Source organism: Parvularcula marina (genome assembly GCF_003399445.1).
Classification (GTDB): domain Bacteria; phylum Pseudomonadota; class Alphaproteobacteria; order Caulobacterales; family Parvularculaceae; genus Parvularcula; species Parvularcula marina.
Window position 1 is genome coordinate 951920 of record NZ_QUQO01000001.1, and the last position, 18428, is coordinate 970347.

Genomic DNA, 18428 nt, shown 5'->3' on the forward strand with positions numbered 1-18428 from the left:
TCCTCCTTACGGACGCCGTGCGATATCGCGGGCCACATCTCCTGCGCCGAGCGGCACGAGCCAGAATCCATATTCGTAAGATTGCAGCGGCAGCCGATATTCCTCCAGTGGCCAGAAGCCCCAGCTATTGTCCCCGCCAAGACCCATCTGGGCGAGATCGATATTGAGAGTCGTCACGCCGGTCGGTTTCAGCTCCGCTCCGTGGCGTTGCCCGCCGGGGACGAGTGCCAGATCCTGATTATCAAATGGCAGCGCCGTCACGCTGAGCAGCGGATCGCCAATGACCAGCAGCCCCGCGCCGTCCGCTTCTGTGACAGCGAGCCAACGGATATCGACCTTGTTCCCGGTTTCCTGCGGTCGGGAATAGTCATGGAACTGATCGGCCACGGCGCCCTGATAAAGCCCGATGGCAGCCCCACTCTTCCTGTCTGAATAGGAAGAATGCGGGCCTCGGCCAAACCATTCCACCTGATCAAGCGCGCCTGGCGCCTGCATGGTCATTCCCACACGGTAGAATTCCGGCAGTTTGCCATCTTTCGGTGTCAGGACATTACTCACATGCACCCGGCCATCCGGATGGACGCTATAGATCGTCCGGTAGCCGAGAGCACCGTCGCCGTAACCGGCCTCAACCGTCACATCGACACCGCCATCCTCCCCGCGCGCCGTTTCCATGGACAGGAGCTTGCGGCTCGCGGCCATGTCCTCCCAGATGGCCATTGTCTCGTTGATCCGCCCGCCGACATCATTATCGATGGGTGCCCGCCAGAAATTTGGCACAAGGGGTGTTTTGACAAGCTCACGATCGCTATCGGTGAGGCTGGCCAGCCGGCCACGGCTATCGATCACCAGCGTGACGTCGCCCGCCGTCAAGGTGACGCCCGTATCATTCTCCTCCCGCACCCGAACTGTTCCACCAGCGCGGTCTGCCCGTATCGCCGCCACATTCCAGGGCAGCGCGAATTGCTCCCACGCCACGACATGACCTTCCGGGACGAGCGACTGATAGTCTGCCTTCGCCACAGCCCTGACGGTAAGGAAGTATTCTCTGCCCGGCGAAGGATTCGTCTCCGGAAGCAGTAGAGAGATCACTGCTTCTGCCCCCGCCGGAATATAAGGCGTGTCGATGACACCTTCAGCAACTCTGATCCCATCCTCTTCAATCACCCACGAGAGATCGAGACGGGAGAGGTCTAGAAAATCATGCCGGTTGATGATGGTCAGCTCGCCAGTAGCCGGGTCCGCCATCCTGAAGGCCACAGGTTCCATCACCTTCTTGGCTTCATTGGCATGCGGATTTAATGTCCGGTCAGGCTGGATAAGGCCATTGGCGAGGAAATTACCGTCATTGCGGCCTTCATCATAATCGCCGCCATAGGCCCAATAGGGCGCTCCCTCCTCATCATATTCAAGAAAGGTCTGATCTACCCAGTCCCAGATGAACCCGCCCTGCGCCATGGGTTCCCGCCAGAAGAGATCCCAATATTCTTTGATTCCGCCAAGCGAATTGCCCATCGCATGCGCATATTCAAAGAGGATGATGGCCTTGCCATAATCCTTAGTCAGATAATCCTCAATCTCCGCCACCCGGTCATACATGGGCGTATAAAGATCAAGATAATCGCGGGGGTTGTGAATGCCTGTCGATTGACCTGTCCCCTCGTAGCCGACGATGCGGCTTGGATCGCGTTCTCTCGCGGCGGCGGCCGCATCCTCAAAGGCGACGCCGAGCCCCGCCTCATTGCCCATCGACCACATGATGACGGAGGGGTGGTTCTTGTCCCGCTCGATCATGCGCCCCACCCTCGCAAGGTGCGAATCGTAGAAATAGGGCTTGTTGCCCAGCCAGATATCCGGCCCGCCATTCATATAGGCGTGGCTTTCGAGATTGGCCTCATCGATGACATAGATGCCGTAGAGGTCGGTGAGATCATACCAGTACGGATCGTTCGGGTAATGAGACGTGCGCACCGCATTGATATTGAGTTGCTTCATCAGCTCGATATCACGGGTCATGAGTTCGGGCGTTACAACCCGGCCATTGATGGGATCATGTTCATGACGATTGACGCCGCGCAACATAATGACCTTGCCATTGACCAACAATTGTCCGTCCACCACCTCGATGCGCCGGAAGCCAATTTCCTCCGTCATGGCCTCGATGGTCTCATCATCCTCATTCTTCAGCTCAATGAGGAGATGATAAAGATGCGGCATCTCCGCCGACCATGCCGCGATATCGGCAATCTCGGCCGCAAAACTCGCCTTACCATCCGTGGGCGATGCTTCACCGCTGGCGAGGGTCGCCCCGCCCCGCGAGAGCGTATAGGTGACAGCGTACCCCTCTCCGCCGCCAGTTACATCGATATCGAGATCGAGGACTCCGGCGCTCATGTCATCGGATAGAGACGTCCGCGCAAAGACATCGCGAAGATGGGTTTCGGGCTGGGCAAAAAGATGCACGCTGCGCTCAAGCCCCGAAATCGACCAAAAATCCTGGTCCTCGAGATATGTCCCGCTCGACCACTGGAAGACCTGTGCCGCAATCATATTGGTTCCCGGGCGGACATAATCCGTTACGTCGAATTCTGCCGGGAGTTTTGAATCTTCGCTATAGCCGACAAAGGCGCCATTCACCCAGAGATAGAGCGCGGAATTCGCTGCACCAAAGCGCAGATAAACCCGCCGTCCGTCCCAGCTTTCGGGGATATCCACCTCCCGCCGATAGGAGCCGACCGGATTGTCATTCTCCGGCACGATAGGCTCATTGGCCCCGAAGACATAATCCGCATTCACATAATGCGGCTTTCCATATCCGCGGCGCTCCCAGTTGGAGGGCACATCGATCGTGTCCCAGCCGCTGACATCAAAGTCCGGCGCCTCGAACCCCGCTGGCCGACCCGCCGGGTTCGGAGCGAAGTGGAAAGACCAGTCGCCATCCAGACTTTTAAAATAGGCGGATGCGGACGGATCCCCCGCCTCTGCGAGGTCAACACTCTCAAATGGGATGAAATAGGCGCGCGCGGACTGCCGGTTGATCTCGATGATTTCGGGGTCTTTCCAAGCATCCGGATTGAATACGGCGGCTTCCGCTACCTTCATCTCTTCGGCACCGGACGTCTCCGATTTTTCCCCGCAAGCTGTCACCAGACACATCGCCCCGACAAGGGCGGCAAGCCCCCGGCGCGTTTCTCCCTGTCGCATGAGTACACCTCATTTTTGAGGCTTTCATACGATTTATCATACCAGAAGACAATCTGGCGAACTGCACTTCACTCGTGCGGTTCCGACCCTAGCCCGGTCTATATTCCTTCGACTTGAAGGAAAGATGCGAGACAGCAACGGGCGCACCGGACAGCTTCCGGATATTCGCCCAGGTCTGCTTGTAATTCGGGATGACGAGTTCGTTGACGCCATTATTGATGACATTGCCCTGCTGACCGGTAGGATAGCCGAACAGCATGAAACTCTCCCCGCGCCGAGCGGTCTCCGTGGGATAGACCATGGCCTGCGTTGCGCCGTCATCATTATAGACCTCGACAAGATCGCCCTTGGTTACACCAAGCTCTGACATATCATCCGGGTGCAGCTCGATAAAAGGATAGGGATAACGGTCGGTGACGAAGTCATTGTCCTGATCGCTAAAGGCATTCTGCCAGACGAGGTTGGACCGGCCATTATTGATGAGGAAGCGGAATTTCCGTTTCTGTTCCTTTTTGCCGGGCGCTTGAAGGCCGCGCCACTCGGTTTCCATGAATGTCGCCCGGCCGTCATCGGTGCTGAACTTCCCATCCGTATAAAGCCGCTTGGTGCCAATGATGCCCTGATCGCCATAGCCGGTGGCTGGTTCTTGAAACCCGTTATTGCCCATCGCGCGGAGGCGGTCATAGGTGACATGCTCCCCGCCACCCGCATGAAGGTGATAGCCATCCATGAAGGCATCTTCCTCCGTCTGCCAATCAAAGACCTCGAACTTCGCCGCCGTCTCGAGCTGGCCGAGCGCTGCGAAGGACTGCCCCATCGCCTGCGCAACACCTGCGGCAATCAGGCAATCGGGCTTCGCTGATCCCGGCGGGTCCATATAGCGCTCGGTGAGGCGCATCCGGCGCTCGCCATTCATCGAGGTGAGGTTCATTTCCCCGCTTTCCGCCGCTGGCAGAATGACATGCGCGGCCTGCCCGATCTGGGAATGAATGATCTCGGCGTTGACGACGAAGAGCCCCCCTTTACCCGTCGCCTCAATAATGGCGTCGATAAGGGACTCGCGCGTGCCGCCGATTGCCTTGTCCATCGCTTCCTTCACGATATTGGTCCGGCGGTTATAAACGCGTTTGAATTCGGCGGCGTTCAGCGTGGTTTTGTAATGATCGCAGGCCCAGACATGGTGTACACGGCCTTTTCCCTTGATGAGGAGATCATCGATATAGGGCGCCGGACGACCGATAAACCCGTCGGAGGGCCGTACATACCCCTCCTGATGCCCACCCAGCCGAACACAGCCGCCGCCCTCGCGGCCAACATTGCCGGTGGCGAGCGCGAGATTTACGAGCGCCGCATTGGTACGGTAATTGTCATTGCCCCAGATGATACCCTTCTCATAGGCGAACATGGTCCTGCGGCGTTTGCCTTCCTTCGGCGCGGCGATCCATTCGGCAGCTTTCCGGATATCGTCCGGCTTGAGCCCAGTGATCGACGCCGCCTCATCGAGACTCATCTGATTGGCCTTAATCGCTTTGTCGAATTCCTTCGTATGCGCCTCAATAAAGGTGCTGTCCGTCCATCCCTGCGCGGCGATATAAGTCAAGAGCGCATTGAGAAGGACAAGGTCCGTCCCCGAATTGAGCTGGAGATGAAGGACATTCTCCGCCCCCGCCTCATGCTCACAGGCATTGACCGTCACCGTCCGGCGCGGATCGACAATGACGATCCGGGCGGGCGCATGCAGCTCGTCCGGCAATTGCGCGCGCTTCTTCGCCATGCTGGCGCCGCGCAGATTGGGCACCCAGTGATTGAGGAAATAATTCGTCTGCGTCTCAAGCGAGTTTGCGCCCGCGACGAAAATCGTGTCCGCGAGTTCAGCATCCTCATAGCAGTTATTGAGCTCCCCCACCCCCATATCGCGGGAGGCATGGACTTCGGAATTATAGGCCGGACGGTTGTGGATACGGCAATGCCGGATCTTCATCGCCTCGAAATAGAGCTTGCCCGTCCCCCACGTATTCTCATAGCCGCCCGCCGAGCCGCCATGATCGAACATGGAGACGAAAAGCTCGTCCTCCCCATACTCAGCGATAATCCGTGCCGTGACGTCAGCCGCAAGGGAAAGCGCGTCATCCCATCCCGTCGGTTGCCAGGTACCGTACCGCCAGACAAGCGGCTCGGTAAGCCGCTGCTGCTGTGTCTGTCGCGCCGTCGAATAGCGGTTCTCCGCTGTCCGGCCACCGCGCGCAGAGCTGAGCCCTCCGTTCACAACGCAACCGTGATCCGGCTTGACGACAAGATGAACATTTCTACCGTCCTGTTTGACAAGATTATACATGGCGGGCGAATACCAGGCATCACTTGCAAGAGGCTGCTGCCCGGATAAATCCGTGGCCATTACATTCTCGCCGGCTGCCTTGCCGCCCTCTTCATTCACTGGCCAGGTAAAGGCGTGATAGCCGCAACCGACAATACAATAGGGGCAGGTGACATTATGCTTCTTTGCCGATGCAGGAATGATAGGCAGGCGGTCGATATGTCGCTTGAAAGCCATGAGTGTATCCTCGGGCGGGCGTTACAATGTGTTGGAGAGGCGGCCGTAGAGGAGCTCATCTATGCCTTCCGCATAGATATCACCCTTATCATCTACCCGCAGGAGGTATTGCGGCAGGTTCTGGCTCGCTTGACCCCAGATCTGCTGGCCACCCGCCTCCGCATCGAAGCGGGAGTAATGGCCCGGGCAATTAAATGATCTGTCTTCCGCATGATAGCTGAGGGGGTAGCCCTGATGCGGGCAGAGAACAGAAAATCCGACCACGTCACCATCTGGCCCCGCGCCGCCCATAACTGGCTGACCGAGCTTTAAAAGCACCCCCGGTGCCGCTTCATCGGGGTAGCTCACATTATGAGGTTCATTGAGCTTGAGCTCCGCCATATTGGCAAGGCGTACCCTCGGATAAGAGAGAATGGCACCGCCTGATGGATTGGCCTTGTTCACATCAGCCTGGGCGGAAGGCGCGCAGGCCGTCGCGGCCGCGCCTACGGTGGCAATGGCTCCCGCCCCCAGAAATTGCCGGCGCCCTTTGTCGATCAGCTTGTCACATCTGCGCATGATCATCCCTTCCTTCAACCCATTGGACCGGGCTGCTTTTTATTTGCCCCAATCACTACAGGAACATTCAAATGAAAAGACCGCACCGATGGAGAAGACCGCCGGATCGGCGCCCAAACTATCCGGTCCCTGCGCCTTGCCGTGGCCGTAATTATTCGCCGTGAAGGCGGCAAGATCGTCATTCCTTGTTTCAGCATAGGCCGCATACAAAGTAAGATAATCAGTCAACGCAAAATCATATCCGAGCGCAAACTGGTTGGCATCGCCGTCGGAGTACTCCGAATCGCTCATCGTATACTGCGCTTTGAACGTATGGCGCCCGTCTACATTCAGGGCGCCGCCTAGCGTAAAACTGTCGCGGTCATTGCCGCTGACACCGCCAATATCCGACTCCGACTGAAAGCCTGCACCAATCACCGAGCCCGAGATATCGATGCCATTCATCGTCGTTTTCGGGAATCTGAACTGCGCGGTCAGGGCAGCAACCGTGTGCTCCTCCAGACTGGAGACCATCGGGGTCGCTTCTGACCAAGCCGCCGCCAAGGACCAGCCATTATTTTTGTACTGCCCTTTAAAAGCAAAGATCTCGTCATCCGCCGTATCGGAGGGAGAAGCAGTATAAAGAACGATCCCGCTGAAGCCGTTGAAATCCGGTGTTTCGTAGGAAACCGTATTGTCCCCGCGTCCGGCATATCCCGTGCCGCCCCAGATATTGCCGAGATCCCCCACCTGGTCGGCAAAGTAATTAACGTCATAGAGCCATTGATTGAGGAGACCCTGCCGACCATATTTCAGTGTACCGAACGCTCCCGTTATACCAATGTAGGAATCACGGGCTCGGGTGAATACATCGCTCGTATCGCCCGGCCCGTTCCCGTCATTACTACCGGCATTTGTCAGATCGATCCCTTGTTCGAACTGGGCGATCACCGCGATCGCATCATTCAGGCGGAATTTTCCGCGCGCGCCGATGCGGGAAGAATTACTGGCAAGACGCGCCGCATCATCCGGGACGTTATCGGCTTGATCCAGAGACAAATGTCCTAGTCCGTATAAGGTAAGATCATATTTCTGATCTTCACCGGCCCAGCTCGTTGCCATCAACGCCACAAAACTGGCAGCCAGCGGCGCCCCTACCTTGATCTTCATGCTATCCCCTAAAGTCGGCCGAACGCGCCACCAGTAAGATGGCACCCTTCACGCTTAACAAAAATACGTCTGATGGTGAAGTTCCATCCGTCTACGATTTATTTCTGCAATTCGAGGATTACGGAAAGGATGAGAAATCCTGTGCAATGCAAAGAAATTCGAGATATCCAGAACATTCCAATCATCGTTCTATAACTGATGATCGAATGCGGCATCGCTCAGACCGCCAATAATACCGCTTTAGAAAATCGGCAGATAGTCGACATATTCGCCCGGAATGCCCTCAGCGGCATGGGGCTGTCGCCGAATAAGAGCATTGGAATTTGCGAATGGCAGCAGAAGCGAGCTGTCTTGATTGCCCGCTGGCGTAATGACCGGCTGACCGGCCTCATTGAGCTTGAATTCTGCACGCAAATAACTCTCGCGCGGCCCGTTTGGTTTTAAGGAGGAAGTCAGTGGTGCCTGCCTAAACACAAAACTCTCTTGCCTCCCCAACATCCGATTGAGCAGTGGCCCGATAAAAAGTATCGCCGTGACCAGCGCTGATGCAGGATTGCCCGGAAGCCCGACGACACGCGCGCTCCCCAGCATACCGTGCCAGACAGGCTTCCCTGGCTTGACCGCCACCTTTTCAAAAAGCATTTCTCCGCCGAGATCCCGAAAGACCTGCTTGACGAAATCTCGATCGCCAACTGACGCGCCACCTATCGGCACGATGAGATCGAAAGCCTTCCCCTTCTCTAGAACAGCAGCAATTGCTTCAGGGTCATCTGCGGCGCATCCAAGATAGTGCGGCTCGCCCCCCCAATTTTTCATCATTGCACTGAGAGAGTAATGATTGGAATTGACGATCTCGCCATTTCGCAAGTTCGAACCGGGCGCCTTTAATTCATCCCCATTGGCAAAGAGCGCCACTCTTGGCCGCCGATAGGCAATGACCGCAGGAAGGTTGGCTGCCGCGAAGAGTGAAGGGTGCAGCGCATGACAGACCACTCCCTTCTCCGCCAAGAGATCACCTTCGTGAAAATCTATGCCGGCAGGCCGGATATTGGCGGGCTTAGGTTGCGACGCAGTGATCGTGATCTGATCACCCGATCTTTCGACATCCTCCTGAATGACGACATGGTCCGCCCCCTCCGGCACGACGCCGCCTGTGAAAATGCGCACCGCTTCTCCCGGCCCGATTGGACGATCAAATGGAGCACCTGCCGCCGCTTCACCGATCACCTCTAGCTGATTGCCGGCACCCATATTCTCCGTGTGCTGGACAGCATAACCATCCATGGCGGAAGCGCGAAACGGTGGTTGCGTCAGTCGGGCATGGACTGGTGAAGAGAGAACGCGCCCCACCACATCACCGACCGGGACTTCTTCTTCACCCAGAGGTCCTGCCCCATCGAGCAGGATATTCAGCGCCTCATCGACACTCAGCATCAGGAAGATGCCTTATCAGTACGGTGATAATCACCCGACTTGCCGCCGGACTTTTCGACCAGCAGGATAGAGCCGATCTCGATCCCCTTATCGACGGCTTTCGCCATATCATAGATGGTCAGGCACGCGATGCTAACCGCAGTGAGGGCCTCCATCTCGACGCCTGTTCGCCCTGTCGTTTTGACGCTTGCCGTCACTTTATATCCGGGCAAGGAGGGTTCAGGTTCCACCTGCACATCCACGCCTGAAATCGGCAGCGGGTGACAAAGCGGGATCAAATCCGCCGTCTTCTTGGCGCCCATGACGCCAGCCAGCTCCGCGATCCGCCTGATATCGCCCTTCTTCACTCCTTCACGAGAGACAAGCTCGAAGGCCGCTTGCGAAAACCGCACACTGCCTTGGGCCACAGCGTGCCTCGCCGTTTCCTCCTTGGCCGTCACATCGACCATGCGGGGACGGCCCTCACTGTCAAAATGCGTGAGATCTTTCGTCATCAGCCTATTTCTCAAGCAGGCGCGGCATCAGCTCGACGAGGTTACACGGCCGGTGCCGGGAATCGAGCTGGAAGGAGATCACCTTGTCCCACCCATCTTTCACCGCACCATTCGAGCCCGGCAGCGCAAAGATGAATGTCCCCTTCGCAACGCCGGCCGTTGCCCGCGACTGAAGCGTTGAGAGCCCCACGGACTGGAAGCTCACCTGATGGAAAATAACTGAGAAGCCTTCGATTTCCTTGTCGAACAGAGGGCGAATGGCCTCTGGCGTGACATCCCTTCCCGTCAGGCCCGTGCCGCCTGTCGAGATGATAACATCGACTTGCGGATCTTCGATCCACGACGTCATGCGTGCACGGATCTGCTCTGCATCATCACGAAGCAGATCACGGTCAGCCAGAACGTGCCCCGCCGCCTCTACTCGCCCGGCCAGAATATCGCCCGAGGTATCATTCTCGCGTGTTCGACTGTCCGTAACGGTCAGTACGGCAATCCTTACAGGAACGAATTCCAGTTCTTCATTGATACCGTGCACGATAACTCCTCATCTCATTCGCTCCAGCGCGCCGCATCATCATGATCTTCAGGACGAGGCTCAATCCACTGATCAATACCCTGACGCGTTTCCTTTTTCCAGAAGAGCGCTTTCGTTTTGAGATAATCCATCAGAAAATCTGTCGCCTCGAATGCCGCCCGGCGGTGCGGAGAAGAGGCAATGACCTGCACAATGGGCGCCCCCGGCTCCATTCGCCCGACACGATGAATGATCAGAATTTCTCCCAGCGGCCAGCGTTGCCCAGCTTCATCACAAGCCGCCTTGATCGATTGCTCGGTCAATCCAGGATAATGTTCCAGGGTCAATGCCTCAACCGGCGCACTTTCATCTTCCTTGCGCACCTTGCCAAGGAAAGTGACGACCGCGCCATTATCTCCAGACTCCGCTTCGAAACTCCGAAGCTCCTCAGCCGGATCAAAAGCGATGGACGTGACGCGGATAGTGGTCTTCATCCGCCACTCACCGGCGGCAGGAAGGCGATTTCATCGCCATCGGTCAGGCGAGGCCCGGTCACATCAAGCACGTCATTGACGGCGATCCGTGTACTTTCTTTGCCCAGCTCGACGGCCAGATCACCGCGCGTTTCCGCGATGAGACTGACGACCTCTTCCACACTCATTTCGGCCTGCGGAAGTTTGAGTGCAAAATCTGGCTCCCCCGCCAGATCGACAAATTTGCCATATAGGACGACCCTCAGCACACCTACCCCCCAGTGACCGACATATGACGGACAACGGCAGGGCGGGTATCATGGCGATCAATATCAAAATCATGCCGCTCAGGCTTACCGATCATGGCGCGATCGAGCACCTCATCAAGCGCATCCTGAGGCGTAGCGCTCCGCAAGGCGGATCGCAGGTCCAGCTTTCCGTCAGAGCCAAGACAGGTATAAATTTCGCCCGTACAGGTCACGCGCACCCGATTGCATCCGGCACAAAAATTATTCGTAAGCGGTGTTATAAATCCAAGGATGCCGCCAGTCTCTTTGACCTTTACATATCGAGCCGGCCCACCAGTTCGAAAATCAAGATCAGTCAGCGTCCAGAGCGCCTTAAGCCGTTCCCTGACAGCCGTCAGCGGCAAATACTGGTCGCTCCGAAGCGTCTCAATATCCCCCAACGGCATGACCTCAATCAAGGTGATATCCATCCCTTTTTCGTGGGACCATTCGATCAGTCGCGGGAGTTCATCCTCATTCGTATCTTTCAGGGCAACGGCGTTGATCTTGACCTTGAGGCCGGCAGCACGTGCCGCCTCAATGCCCTCCATGACCTGATCAAGCGCATCGCGCCGCGAAAGCTTTGCGAAGACTTCCCGATCCAGAGTATCGAGTGAGATATTGACGCGCTTCACACCGATGTCTTTTAACTGCTCAGAATATTTTCCAAGCTGCGTCCCATTGGTCGTCAGCGTCAGCTCATCAAGCTCACCGGCGCTCACTCGCTCCCCAAGCATTGTCATCAGGGTCAGGATGTCACGCCGGACAAGTGGCTCTCCGCCGGTAATTCTAATCTTCCGTACACCACGACGGATGAAGCGGTCGGACAGCATATACAGCTCTTCCAGACTCAGGACATCAGCCTTTGGTAGGAAGGTCATTTTTTCGGCCATGCAGTAAGAGCAGCGCAGGTCACAGCGATCCGTCACTGAGAGACGCAGATAGGTGATCTCGCGCCCGAAGCCGTCTCTTAGCCGCTGTTTTTCTTGGCCTTCTGGCATTTGGCGCCATCCTGTCACCGCTAGAGATCGCAAACTGGCAGGCTACACTGCACTCTTCAAGAGGGCGTGATCAATCGCTCCGCCTGTTCGATATCACTGGAAGTGTTGATGTTAAAGAACGCATGATCCGTATGCCATGTAACGGATTGGCTTCCGCACAGGAACAGAAGTCGCCGGAGCGATGGTGCCTGCTCTCCGTCAAGATTCTCGAATGCGCTTTTAAGCGCATCGCATGCCCAATAAGCAAAGGTCGGGTGAGGTCCTGTCTCGTCTACGGCGTGATAGCTACCACCTGGCCCGTCTAATCGGGTAATCAGATCTTCCGGAAAAAACGGGCAGTCGACCGGCACGGTATAAAACCCATCTGCCTCAGGATAATTTTCCTGCACAAATGACAGTATCGCAGACAATCCCGCAGCGGGGCCCTGAATGCCGCTCTCCTCGTCCGGAATTGCGGACACGCCCAACCCATAATCATGTGGGCCGGAGATGAGTATCAGACTGTCCTGCGGGGTCAGCCGTTCTGTGACATGCTCAATCATCCGCTTTCCACCCAGAATGATCTCGCCTTTATCCCTGTACCCCATACGTGAACCTCGGCCACCAGCAAGGATCACGACGATATTGTCTTGGGGGGAAGTCATCAGAGGGTTGCCGTCCGGTAGAGGCGAATCCGCAAAGGGCCGTGCGGCACGGGCGGGCCAATCTCACTGAAGGGCAGACCGGTTGCTTTGGCGAGGCGCTCCTCACTGGTGATGATCCCCGCGCGCCATCCTGAGAACTCCTCTTTCAGGCGCCTTCCAAGGGTCTGATAAAGAGATGAAAGCGCATGTCCCTCCCCGATCCTAGCGCCATAAGGCGGATTGACGAGTACCAACCCCGCCGGTCCTTCCGGGCACTCAAGATTACTGATATTCTGCTTGTTAAAAGAAGTGATGCTTGAAAGGCCCGCCCGCTCGGCATTGGATGTTGAGGCTGCAACCACCCCTTCGTCGCGATCATATCCCCTGAACCTTTGATCAGAAACGATCTCCGCAGAAGCTATCTCTTGCTTCATCTGTCCCCAGAGTGAGGGATCAAATCCTCGCAAATTTTCGAACGCAAATGATCGGCCGCGGCCCGGCGCGAGCCCCTTCGCAATTTCCGCAGCCTCAAGCACAATTGTGCCTGAGCCGCACATTGGGTCGAGCACAGGCTCTGCGCCATTGTACCCGCATGCGCGCAGGAAAAGCGCAGCCTGCGTTTCGCGCAATGGCGCCTTACCGACATCATGCTTATATCCGCGTTTGTGTAAAAGTTCACCGGATGTATCGATACTCACCGTACAGATATTCTGATCAATGCGGACAAAGACCCTCAAATCATCAACATCACCTCGCACCGCCGCCGTTGCGAGCCGTAATGATTTTTCGATCCGTTCTGCGGCGGCCCCTGAGTGATAAATCCGCGATTTCCGGCAAGTGGCCTCGACCCTGACGCGTCGGCCATCTGGAATGAACTCGGCCCAGGGGAGTTGCCGGGAGCGCTTGTCGAGCTGGGCGAGGTGTTCTGCCCTGAATGCGCCAATCCGGACGAGGACCCGGCCCGCACCGCGCAGCAACAGATTTGCCCGCCAGACATCCGGCCAGCCGCCCTCAAACGAGATACCGCCCGGCTGCGCTTTTGCTGCGGTCCAGCCGAGCTCCCGGACTTCATCCAGCAAGAGCGGCTCAAGTCCGGGCTGTACGGTTGCGAAGATGTCTAGACGACCAGATGTTGCCATCGGCATTCACTAGTCGCCTTCTGCGTCGGCGTCGATAGACGGCACAGCCGTCAGAATTTGTATTCGAGTTCGATCGAGAAACGGCGCCCGATCAAATCATAATGCTCCGCCAGAACATTAAGCCCATCGGTGAAGGCGGCAATCTGTGGCGCTTCATCGGTGAGATTGTTGACCGTCGCCGTCAGACGAGCGTTTTCCGATAGCTGGCTGCGCCATGCCAGATCATATGTCGTATAGGTCCCAATTCGCGCCAGATCGACTTCGGATTCAGCCGTCCTGACCTCCCCTCGCCGCTGACCTTGTACGGCAAATTCGTGGCGACCGATATCAAAACCGGCGGAGACTAGTGTGCGGTCTCTCGGATATGCAGCGCTCCCGGTTAGTGTGCCTGCCCAACTTACTTCAGCTTCTAGAATATGCGTATGGAGTGCTGTCGCCCAAACTCTATCGATTGGACCCAGCGAACTCGTCCGCTGGGTCATCCGCGCCTCAAAATCCAGCCCTTTCCATTCCGCCTCATGCTGATTGATCAGCGGGTAGCTATAGGAGACCAGCTCATCATTTGCAGGATTACGGACGATATAGGGTTCTCCCGTCAGAGTGCTCGTGCCGCAATATTCCGATGAAAGATTCACGCTGCCATAGCATTCATCCAGGATATTCACGGCCGGGAGGTCAAAAATTCCCTTGATCATAAGGTCAGTGTAAGAGAGCCGGAGACGGGATCTTCCACCTTCCCACCCGAACAATGCGTGCGGCTCGACAATGAGATCAGTCCGCCAATTATAGTTGGTTTCCGGCTCCAAATCAGGGTTTCCAAGAAACGGAATAGTTACAAGATAGCCACTCGATACGTATCCTGAATTTACGCCTAACGGGCCAACTGCAAGACAGTTCTCAACGATGACGCTCTCTTCACTGGGATCAAGCCCACTGCACGGATCGAAAGCAACACTTCCCTGTCCAGGGGCTTGAAGATAGAGCTCTGATAGATTTGGCGGTCGCTCACCGTAAGACGCAACGCCGCGTAAGGAGAGACCTTCGAGGATCTCCCAATCTGCAAAAGCCTCTGCATTCTCGGACCATCCGCTTACATCCGAATGGACAATACGGCCGCCGCCACCGACGCGGAATTCGCTGATGAACGCTCGATCAGAAATGAGCGGCAGAGTAAAACGGGCAAATAAATCCGTTTGCTCTTCGGTCCCGTCATAGCCGGTGACCCGTGCCAATGTCAGGATATCAGCATTGCTGGACGGTCTGTCCGTATCGACCTCATTATGCCGCCACGAAATGCCCGCTAGCAGCGAAGCTGATTTCCCCCATTTAAGATCAAGCTCGGTTGCGACATCCGCATAAAATTCATGCTCTGTGACCGTCAGTCTGTTGGGCTCAGAAGTCGCCCGAAGATAATCAGCCGCCGCATCCAATCCTCCGGAAAGGAATGGATTGGCAGTCACGCAACCAAGTGTGGCTGCACACAAATCCGGGTCCAGCGCAATTGCCAGCCTAGAGCGGCTGACGAGATTGTACTGGGTCATATCGGTCGTGGTTTGTCCAAAACGATAGTACCCAGAATAAGAAGTCGGACCTTCGGTTCGCTTCTCGCCGCCTGCAATAAATTCTACATAGCTGCGGTCGACTTTGCCCTGCCGGTTGCCGAGAGCCACGAGCCTTTTAGACAGGACGATGCTGTCGACCTGATCACCAGCAAATAATGTAATCTCATCACGGATCGCATCGGGAACGATCGGGCTATCGAGTGAGATCCGGATCCCATCACCTGAAATCGGGTCCGGCCCGCCGGACCCGACAGCAGGAATAGGCGATGTCTGGACATTCGTCCTGCCAAGCCCCAGATGCAGCTCAGCATAAACATCCGTCTGCGGTGTAAGCTCATACTCTATCGCGCCAACGGCAAGAAGGCGTTCATTCGGCAGGATCCGGCTCTGACGGCTCGACCAGTTGTAGAATTGATCAAGCCGGGCTTCATATGGCTCCAATCCGCCGTCTGGCGTCAGGAGCTGGTTGGGAAGAACCTGGCCTGCGGAAATCCGCTGGCCATTATCCAGAACAAGGGCGGCGATAAGACCGTCCGGTGTAATGACACTGCCGGAAAAACCCGGAACGAAATCTGCACCTTCCTCGCTCGTTTTTTGACCATTTATGGCAAATCCGTATGGGGATGAGCTTTCGGCTCGATCAGCTCCCAAAAGCCCCTCTTCGCTTGCGAACTCTACTGCGCCAAAGATGTGCCCTCGTTCACCTGCAAATCCATTGCCCCATTTAAGATAAGCAGACTTCTGCTCAAAATCGCCCTTTTCAGAAAGGCCATAACGAAAGCCCGTCTCCAGGCCATCCGTCTGCGTATCAAGAACCATATTGATCGAACCGGTGACAGCTTCTGGCCCGATCGAAACGGCTTGCGAATAATCAAGGATCTCGACTTGCCGAACAAATTCATGCGGCAAGGTCGTTAGATCGACAGCAAAAACCGTCACATTCCCGCCCGCCATGGGCGTTCTGCGCCGCCCATTGACCAGCACTTGCGTCCGCTCCGGTCCCAGCCCGCGCAAATCTGCTAAGTTAAGGCCGGATGTCGCCCCCAAAAGGGTCGTATTGGCAGATGAAAATGATGCCAAAGTCTGGGGGAGATCGAAGATGACATCGGAGGCTTTGGTTTCTGAAAGAAGCTGTATCGTGTCCTGATCGATTTCAACGACCGATGTTTCGTGCCCTAGCGGCGCCGTCGATGCGGAAACGCCCGTCACAATAATAGTATCGGTGAAATTAGCGGCCGCAAGAACTGGCACGAGAGTGCTTGTCTGAGGCGGTGGCGCGGCTACTTTTTGCGTGATCGCAAATGTCCGCGTCCCAACCGGCTCGAGTTGCAGATCCATCCCGGCCAGAACCTGTTCCAATGCCTGTTTCGGTGTCGCATTCGGATCAATCTCGACCTGCACCTGTTCACGGATCTTTCGACTGTCATAGATAATGACGAGCCCTGCTCTGCGCGCAAGGGAACGGATCGCATCCCTTGCTGTCAGCTGGGTGGCAACGCCTAATTCTGACGTTGTGCTTACATTTGAGTTCGCATTCGAACTCCCATTTGCCTTTATATCTGCCAGTGTATCGGCAACGGCCCAATTGCCTGCAAAGAGGAGCGCCGTGCCGAGTGCAAGATAATGCCTGCCCTTCGTGTTCATTGCCTCACTCCTCGTCCTCTGCCGGCGCAAGGACTATGCGGCCATCATCCTGTGTGACATCCAGAGACATTGCGACACTCAGCCCACGGATTGCAGTTGTCGGATCTGAAAGATCAAACTCACCGGTCACCGGCGCATCCATCATGACACCCGGCGCAAGGACCAGTGGAACAGGGAAATACCGGTTGAGCTCATCAGTCACTTCTACAAGCGGCGTTTCCTCGAAGATGGCCCGACCACTCCGCCAAGAAAGGACGCGTGTCGCATCATAATGTGTCTTGATCGCGCCTTCCCGTTCGGGACCGAAGGAAACGGCCTCTCCCGCGAGCAGTGTCACATGATCGCCTCCAGCGGGCAGAACATCGACAGCGCCTGAGACGACCGACACAGTCGTTTCGCCATTTGATGTCCGGACATTGAAGCTGGTCCCCGTGACGGTAATCCGTCCGTGGTCTGTCAGGACGGAAAATTCCCGGTCAGGTTCACTTGCGACGCTGAAATAGGCTTCGCCCTGCGCCATCGCGACACGGCGTTCCCGATCATCATAACTCACATCGATCGCAGTCGAGGTATTCAGCGTGATGGTGCTGCCATCCACCAGAGGGACAGCCTCACGCTCACCAACAAGGGTTGCATAGTGGCTTTCAAGATATTCAGGCTGGTCCAGGAAGAATGACCAGATGCCAGCGGCGGCAACGAGGCTTGCAGCCATTGCCGCAAATGCCGGCACAAAACTGCGCCGCGGACGGCTTGCCGCTTCCAGCTCATTGAGCTCTGCCTCAAAATGCTCTGCCAGCAGATCTTCACTCAGCTCATCAACTGAGGCAGCGACATGAGTTATCGCCTCATAGGCGGCCGCATGTTCAGGGATTTTCATCCATTCGCTGAAGCGATGCTTCTCCTCAGGCGAAATGTTCCCTGAAAGATTTCGGGCCATCCATGTGACCGCTTGCTCTTCAATCTGATCCGTCTTCGTCATATTCAAATTCGACTTACTCATGTGACCCATCCCGTTTCCGCGACGGGAAACTCACAATATTAGCGTGAGGTGTTTCTTCCGCAGTCGCGCTGCGGAGAGCCGTCAGGGCGGCCATTATATATTTCTCTACGCTGCTCACTGAAACTTTGAGCGCCTCTGCAATCTGGATGTAATTCTTCCCTTCGAAACGGTTCATGACGAATGCGCGGCGCTGGCGCTCTGGCAGCTGCTTGATTGCGGCAAGCGATGCCTTTGCTTCCGCCTTGGCCATCGCAGCGCGTTCGGGTGATGGGGCTTCGCAGGCGACGAATTCGATTTCATTGGCGGCCCCGCCATCGCTGTCGCGAGCGCCTGATGCACGCCAGCGGCCACGAGCCCGAAACTCATTCGCTGCGAGATTTGCCGCTGTCTTGAACAGAAGCGGTTTCAGATTTTCGATGTGGTTATGCTCTGCGTATTTCCAGACGCGCAGATAGGTTTCCTGCGCAAGATCCTGCGCCAGATCCTGATCACCGAATTTTTTCGTTAACCACGACACAAGCAACCGATCGTATCGGCGCAAGCCGCGTTCGGTGGCTTTCCTGTCATGTGCCGTCAAGGTTACCTTGCCGGCTATTTCATCGTCCATCACGCTCACCATCACACCTGCTGTGCTGCAGGCAAATATTGATCCAGCTCCCGATCCGCCGCTTCAGAAATTCCCTCTGCACTTTTCGTGCATTTTCTTTGAGGGGTCGTCCTCTAGCGGTGTCTCAGGAACAGGATCGCTGGTGAACACTGACGATCCTAACCCCAAATTCCAGGCCGGTTCGTTCT

The 18428-nt window shown here is 56.2% G+C and carries 15 protein-coding genes; all 15 read right to left on the reverse strand.

All coding sequences use genetic code 11. From position 1 onward, the window contains the following. Nucleotides 1-6 precede the first annotated feature (6 nt). The gene (gene lacZ, locus DX908_RS04430) at nucleotides 7-3204 is read right to left on the reverse strand and encodes a beta-galactosidase, LacZ type (RefSeq protein ID WP_116391223.1); all 3198 of its coding nucleotides are present in this window, start codon (nucleotides 3202-3204) and stop codon (nucleotides 7-9) included. Between the two features lie 88 nt (nucleotides 3205-3292). After that, nucleotides 3293-5755, reverse strand: a complete 2463-nt coding sequence (locus DX908_RS04435) for an arsenate reductase (azurin) large subunit (protein ID WP_116391224.1) — start codon at nucleotides 5753-5755, stop codon at nucleotides 3293-3295. A gap of 21 nt (nucleotides 5756-5776) precedes the next feature. Beyond that, on the reverse strand, nucleotides 5777-6313 hold the full coding sequence (locus DX908_RS04440; protein ID WP_116392983.1) for an arsenate reductase (azurin) small subunit: 537 nt from the start codon (nucleotides 6311-6313) through the stop codon (nucleotides 5777-5779). Between the two features lie 39 nt (nucleotides 6314-6352). Next, complete coding sequence (locus DX908_RS04445; protein ID WP_116391225.1) at nucleotides 6353-7462, reverse strand: porin; 1110 nt, start codon at nucleotides 7460-7462, stop codon at nucleotides 6353-6355. A gap of 240 nt (nucleotides 7463-7702) precedes the next feature. Next, a complete protein-coding gene (locus DX908_RS04450; RefSeq protein WP_116391226.1) occupies nucleotides 7703-8896 on the reverse strand; it encodes a molybdopterin molybdotransferase MoeA in 1194 nt (397 codons plus the stop codon). Further along, entirely contained in the window at nucleotides 8896-9390 is a 495-nt protein-coding gene (moaC, locus tag DX908_RS04455; protein WP_116391227.1) for a cyclic pyranopterin monophosphate synthase MoaC, read from the reverse strand. Before moaC ends, DX908_RS04450 begins: the two co-directional genes overlap by 1 nt. Nucleotides 9391-9394: 4 nt before the next feature. Beyond that, nucleotides 9395-9925: a molybdenum cofactor biosynthesis protein B gene (gene moaB, locus DX908_RS04460; protein ID WP_116391228.1), complete on the reverse strand. Its 531-nt coding sequence runs from the start codon at nucleotides 9923-9925 to the stop codon at nucleotides 9395-9397. 14 nt (nucleotides 9926-9939) lie between these two features. Further along, the gene (locus DX908_RS04465; protein ID WP_116391229.1) at nucleotides 9940-10398 is read right to left on the reverse strand and encodes a molybdenum cofactor biosynthesis protein MoaE; all 459 of its coding nucleotides are present in this window, start codon (nucleotides 10396-10398) and stop codon (nucleotides 9940-9942) included. After that, a complete protein-coding gene (locus DX908_RS04470) occupies nucleotides 10395-10646 on the reverse strand; it encodes a MoaD/ThiS family protein (protein ID WP_116391230.1) in 252 nt (83 codons plus the stop codon). The genes DX908_RS04465 and DX908_RS04470 overlap by 4 nt, the downstream gene beginning before the upstream one ends. A 2-nt stretch (nucleotides 10647-10648) precedes the next feature. Further along, on the reverse strand, nucleotides 10649-11683 hold the full coding sequence (gene moaA, locus DX908_RS04475) for a GTP 3',8-cyclase MoaA (protein WP_438943317.1): 1035 nt from the start codon (nucleotides 11681-11683) through the stop codon (nucleotides 10649-10651). Between the two features lie 38 nt (nucleotides 11684-11721). Beyond that, nucleotides 11722-12282 (reverse strand): molybdenum cofactor guanylyltransferase, encoded by a 561-nt coding sequence (mobA, locus tag DX908_RS04480; protein ID WP_158548491.1) that lies wholly within the window; start codon nucleotides 12280-12282, stop codon nucleotides 11722-11724. 26 nt (nucleotides 12283-12308) lie between these two features. Beyond that, nucleotides 12309-13433, reverse strand: coding sequence for a THUMP domain-containing class I SAM-dependent RNA methyltransferase (locus DX908_RS04485; RefSeq protein WP_199564580.1), 1125 nt, complete (start codon nucleotides 13431-13433; stop codon nucleotides 12309-12311). A gap of 44 nt (nucleotides 13434-13477) precedes the next feature. Next, entirely contained in the window at nucleotides 13478-16633 is a 3156-nt protein-coding gene (locus DX908_RS04490) for a TonB-dependent receptor domain-containing protein (protein ID WP_116391233.1), read from the reverse strand. Nucleotides 16634-16637: 4 nt separating this feature from the next. Further along, complete coding sequence (locus DX908_RS04495; protein WP_158548493.1) at nucleotides 16638-17633, reverse strand: FecR family protein; 996 nt, start codon at nucleotides 17631-17633, stop codon at nucleotides 16638-16640. Continuing rightward, nucleotides 17626-18240 carry an RNA polymerase sigma factor gene (locus DX908_RS04500; RefSeq protein WP_158548495.1) on the reverse strand — a complete coding sequence of 205 codons (615 nt, stop codon included), beginning with the start codon at nucleotides 18238-18240 and terminating at the stop codon, nucleotides 17626-17628. Before DX908_RS04500 ends, DX908_RS04495 begins: the two co-directional genes overlap by 8 nt. Between the last annotated feature and the right edge of the window lie 188 nt (nucleotides 18241-18428).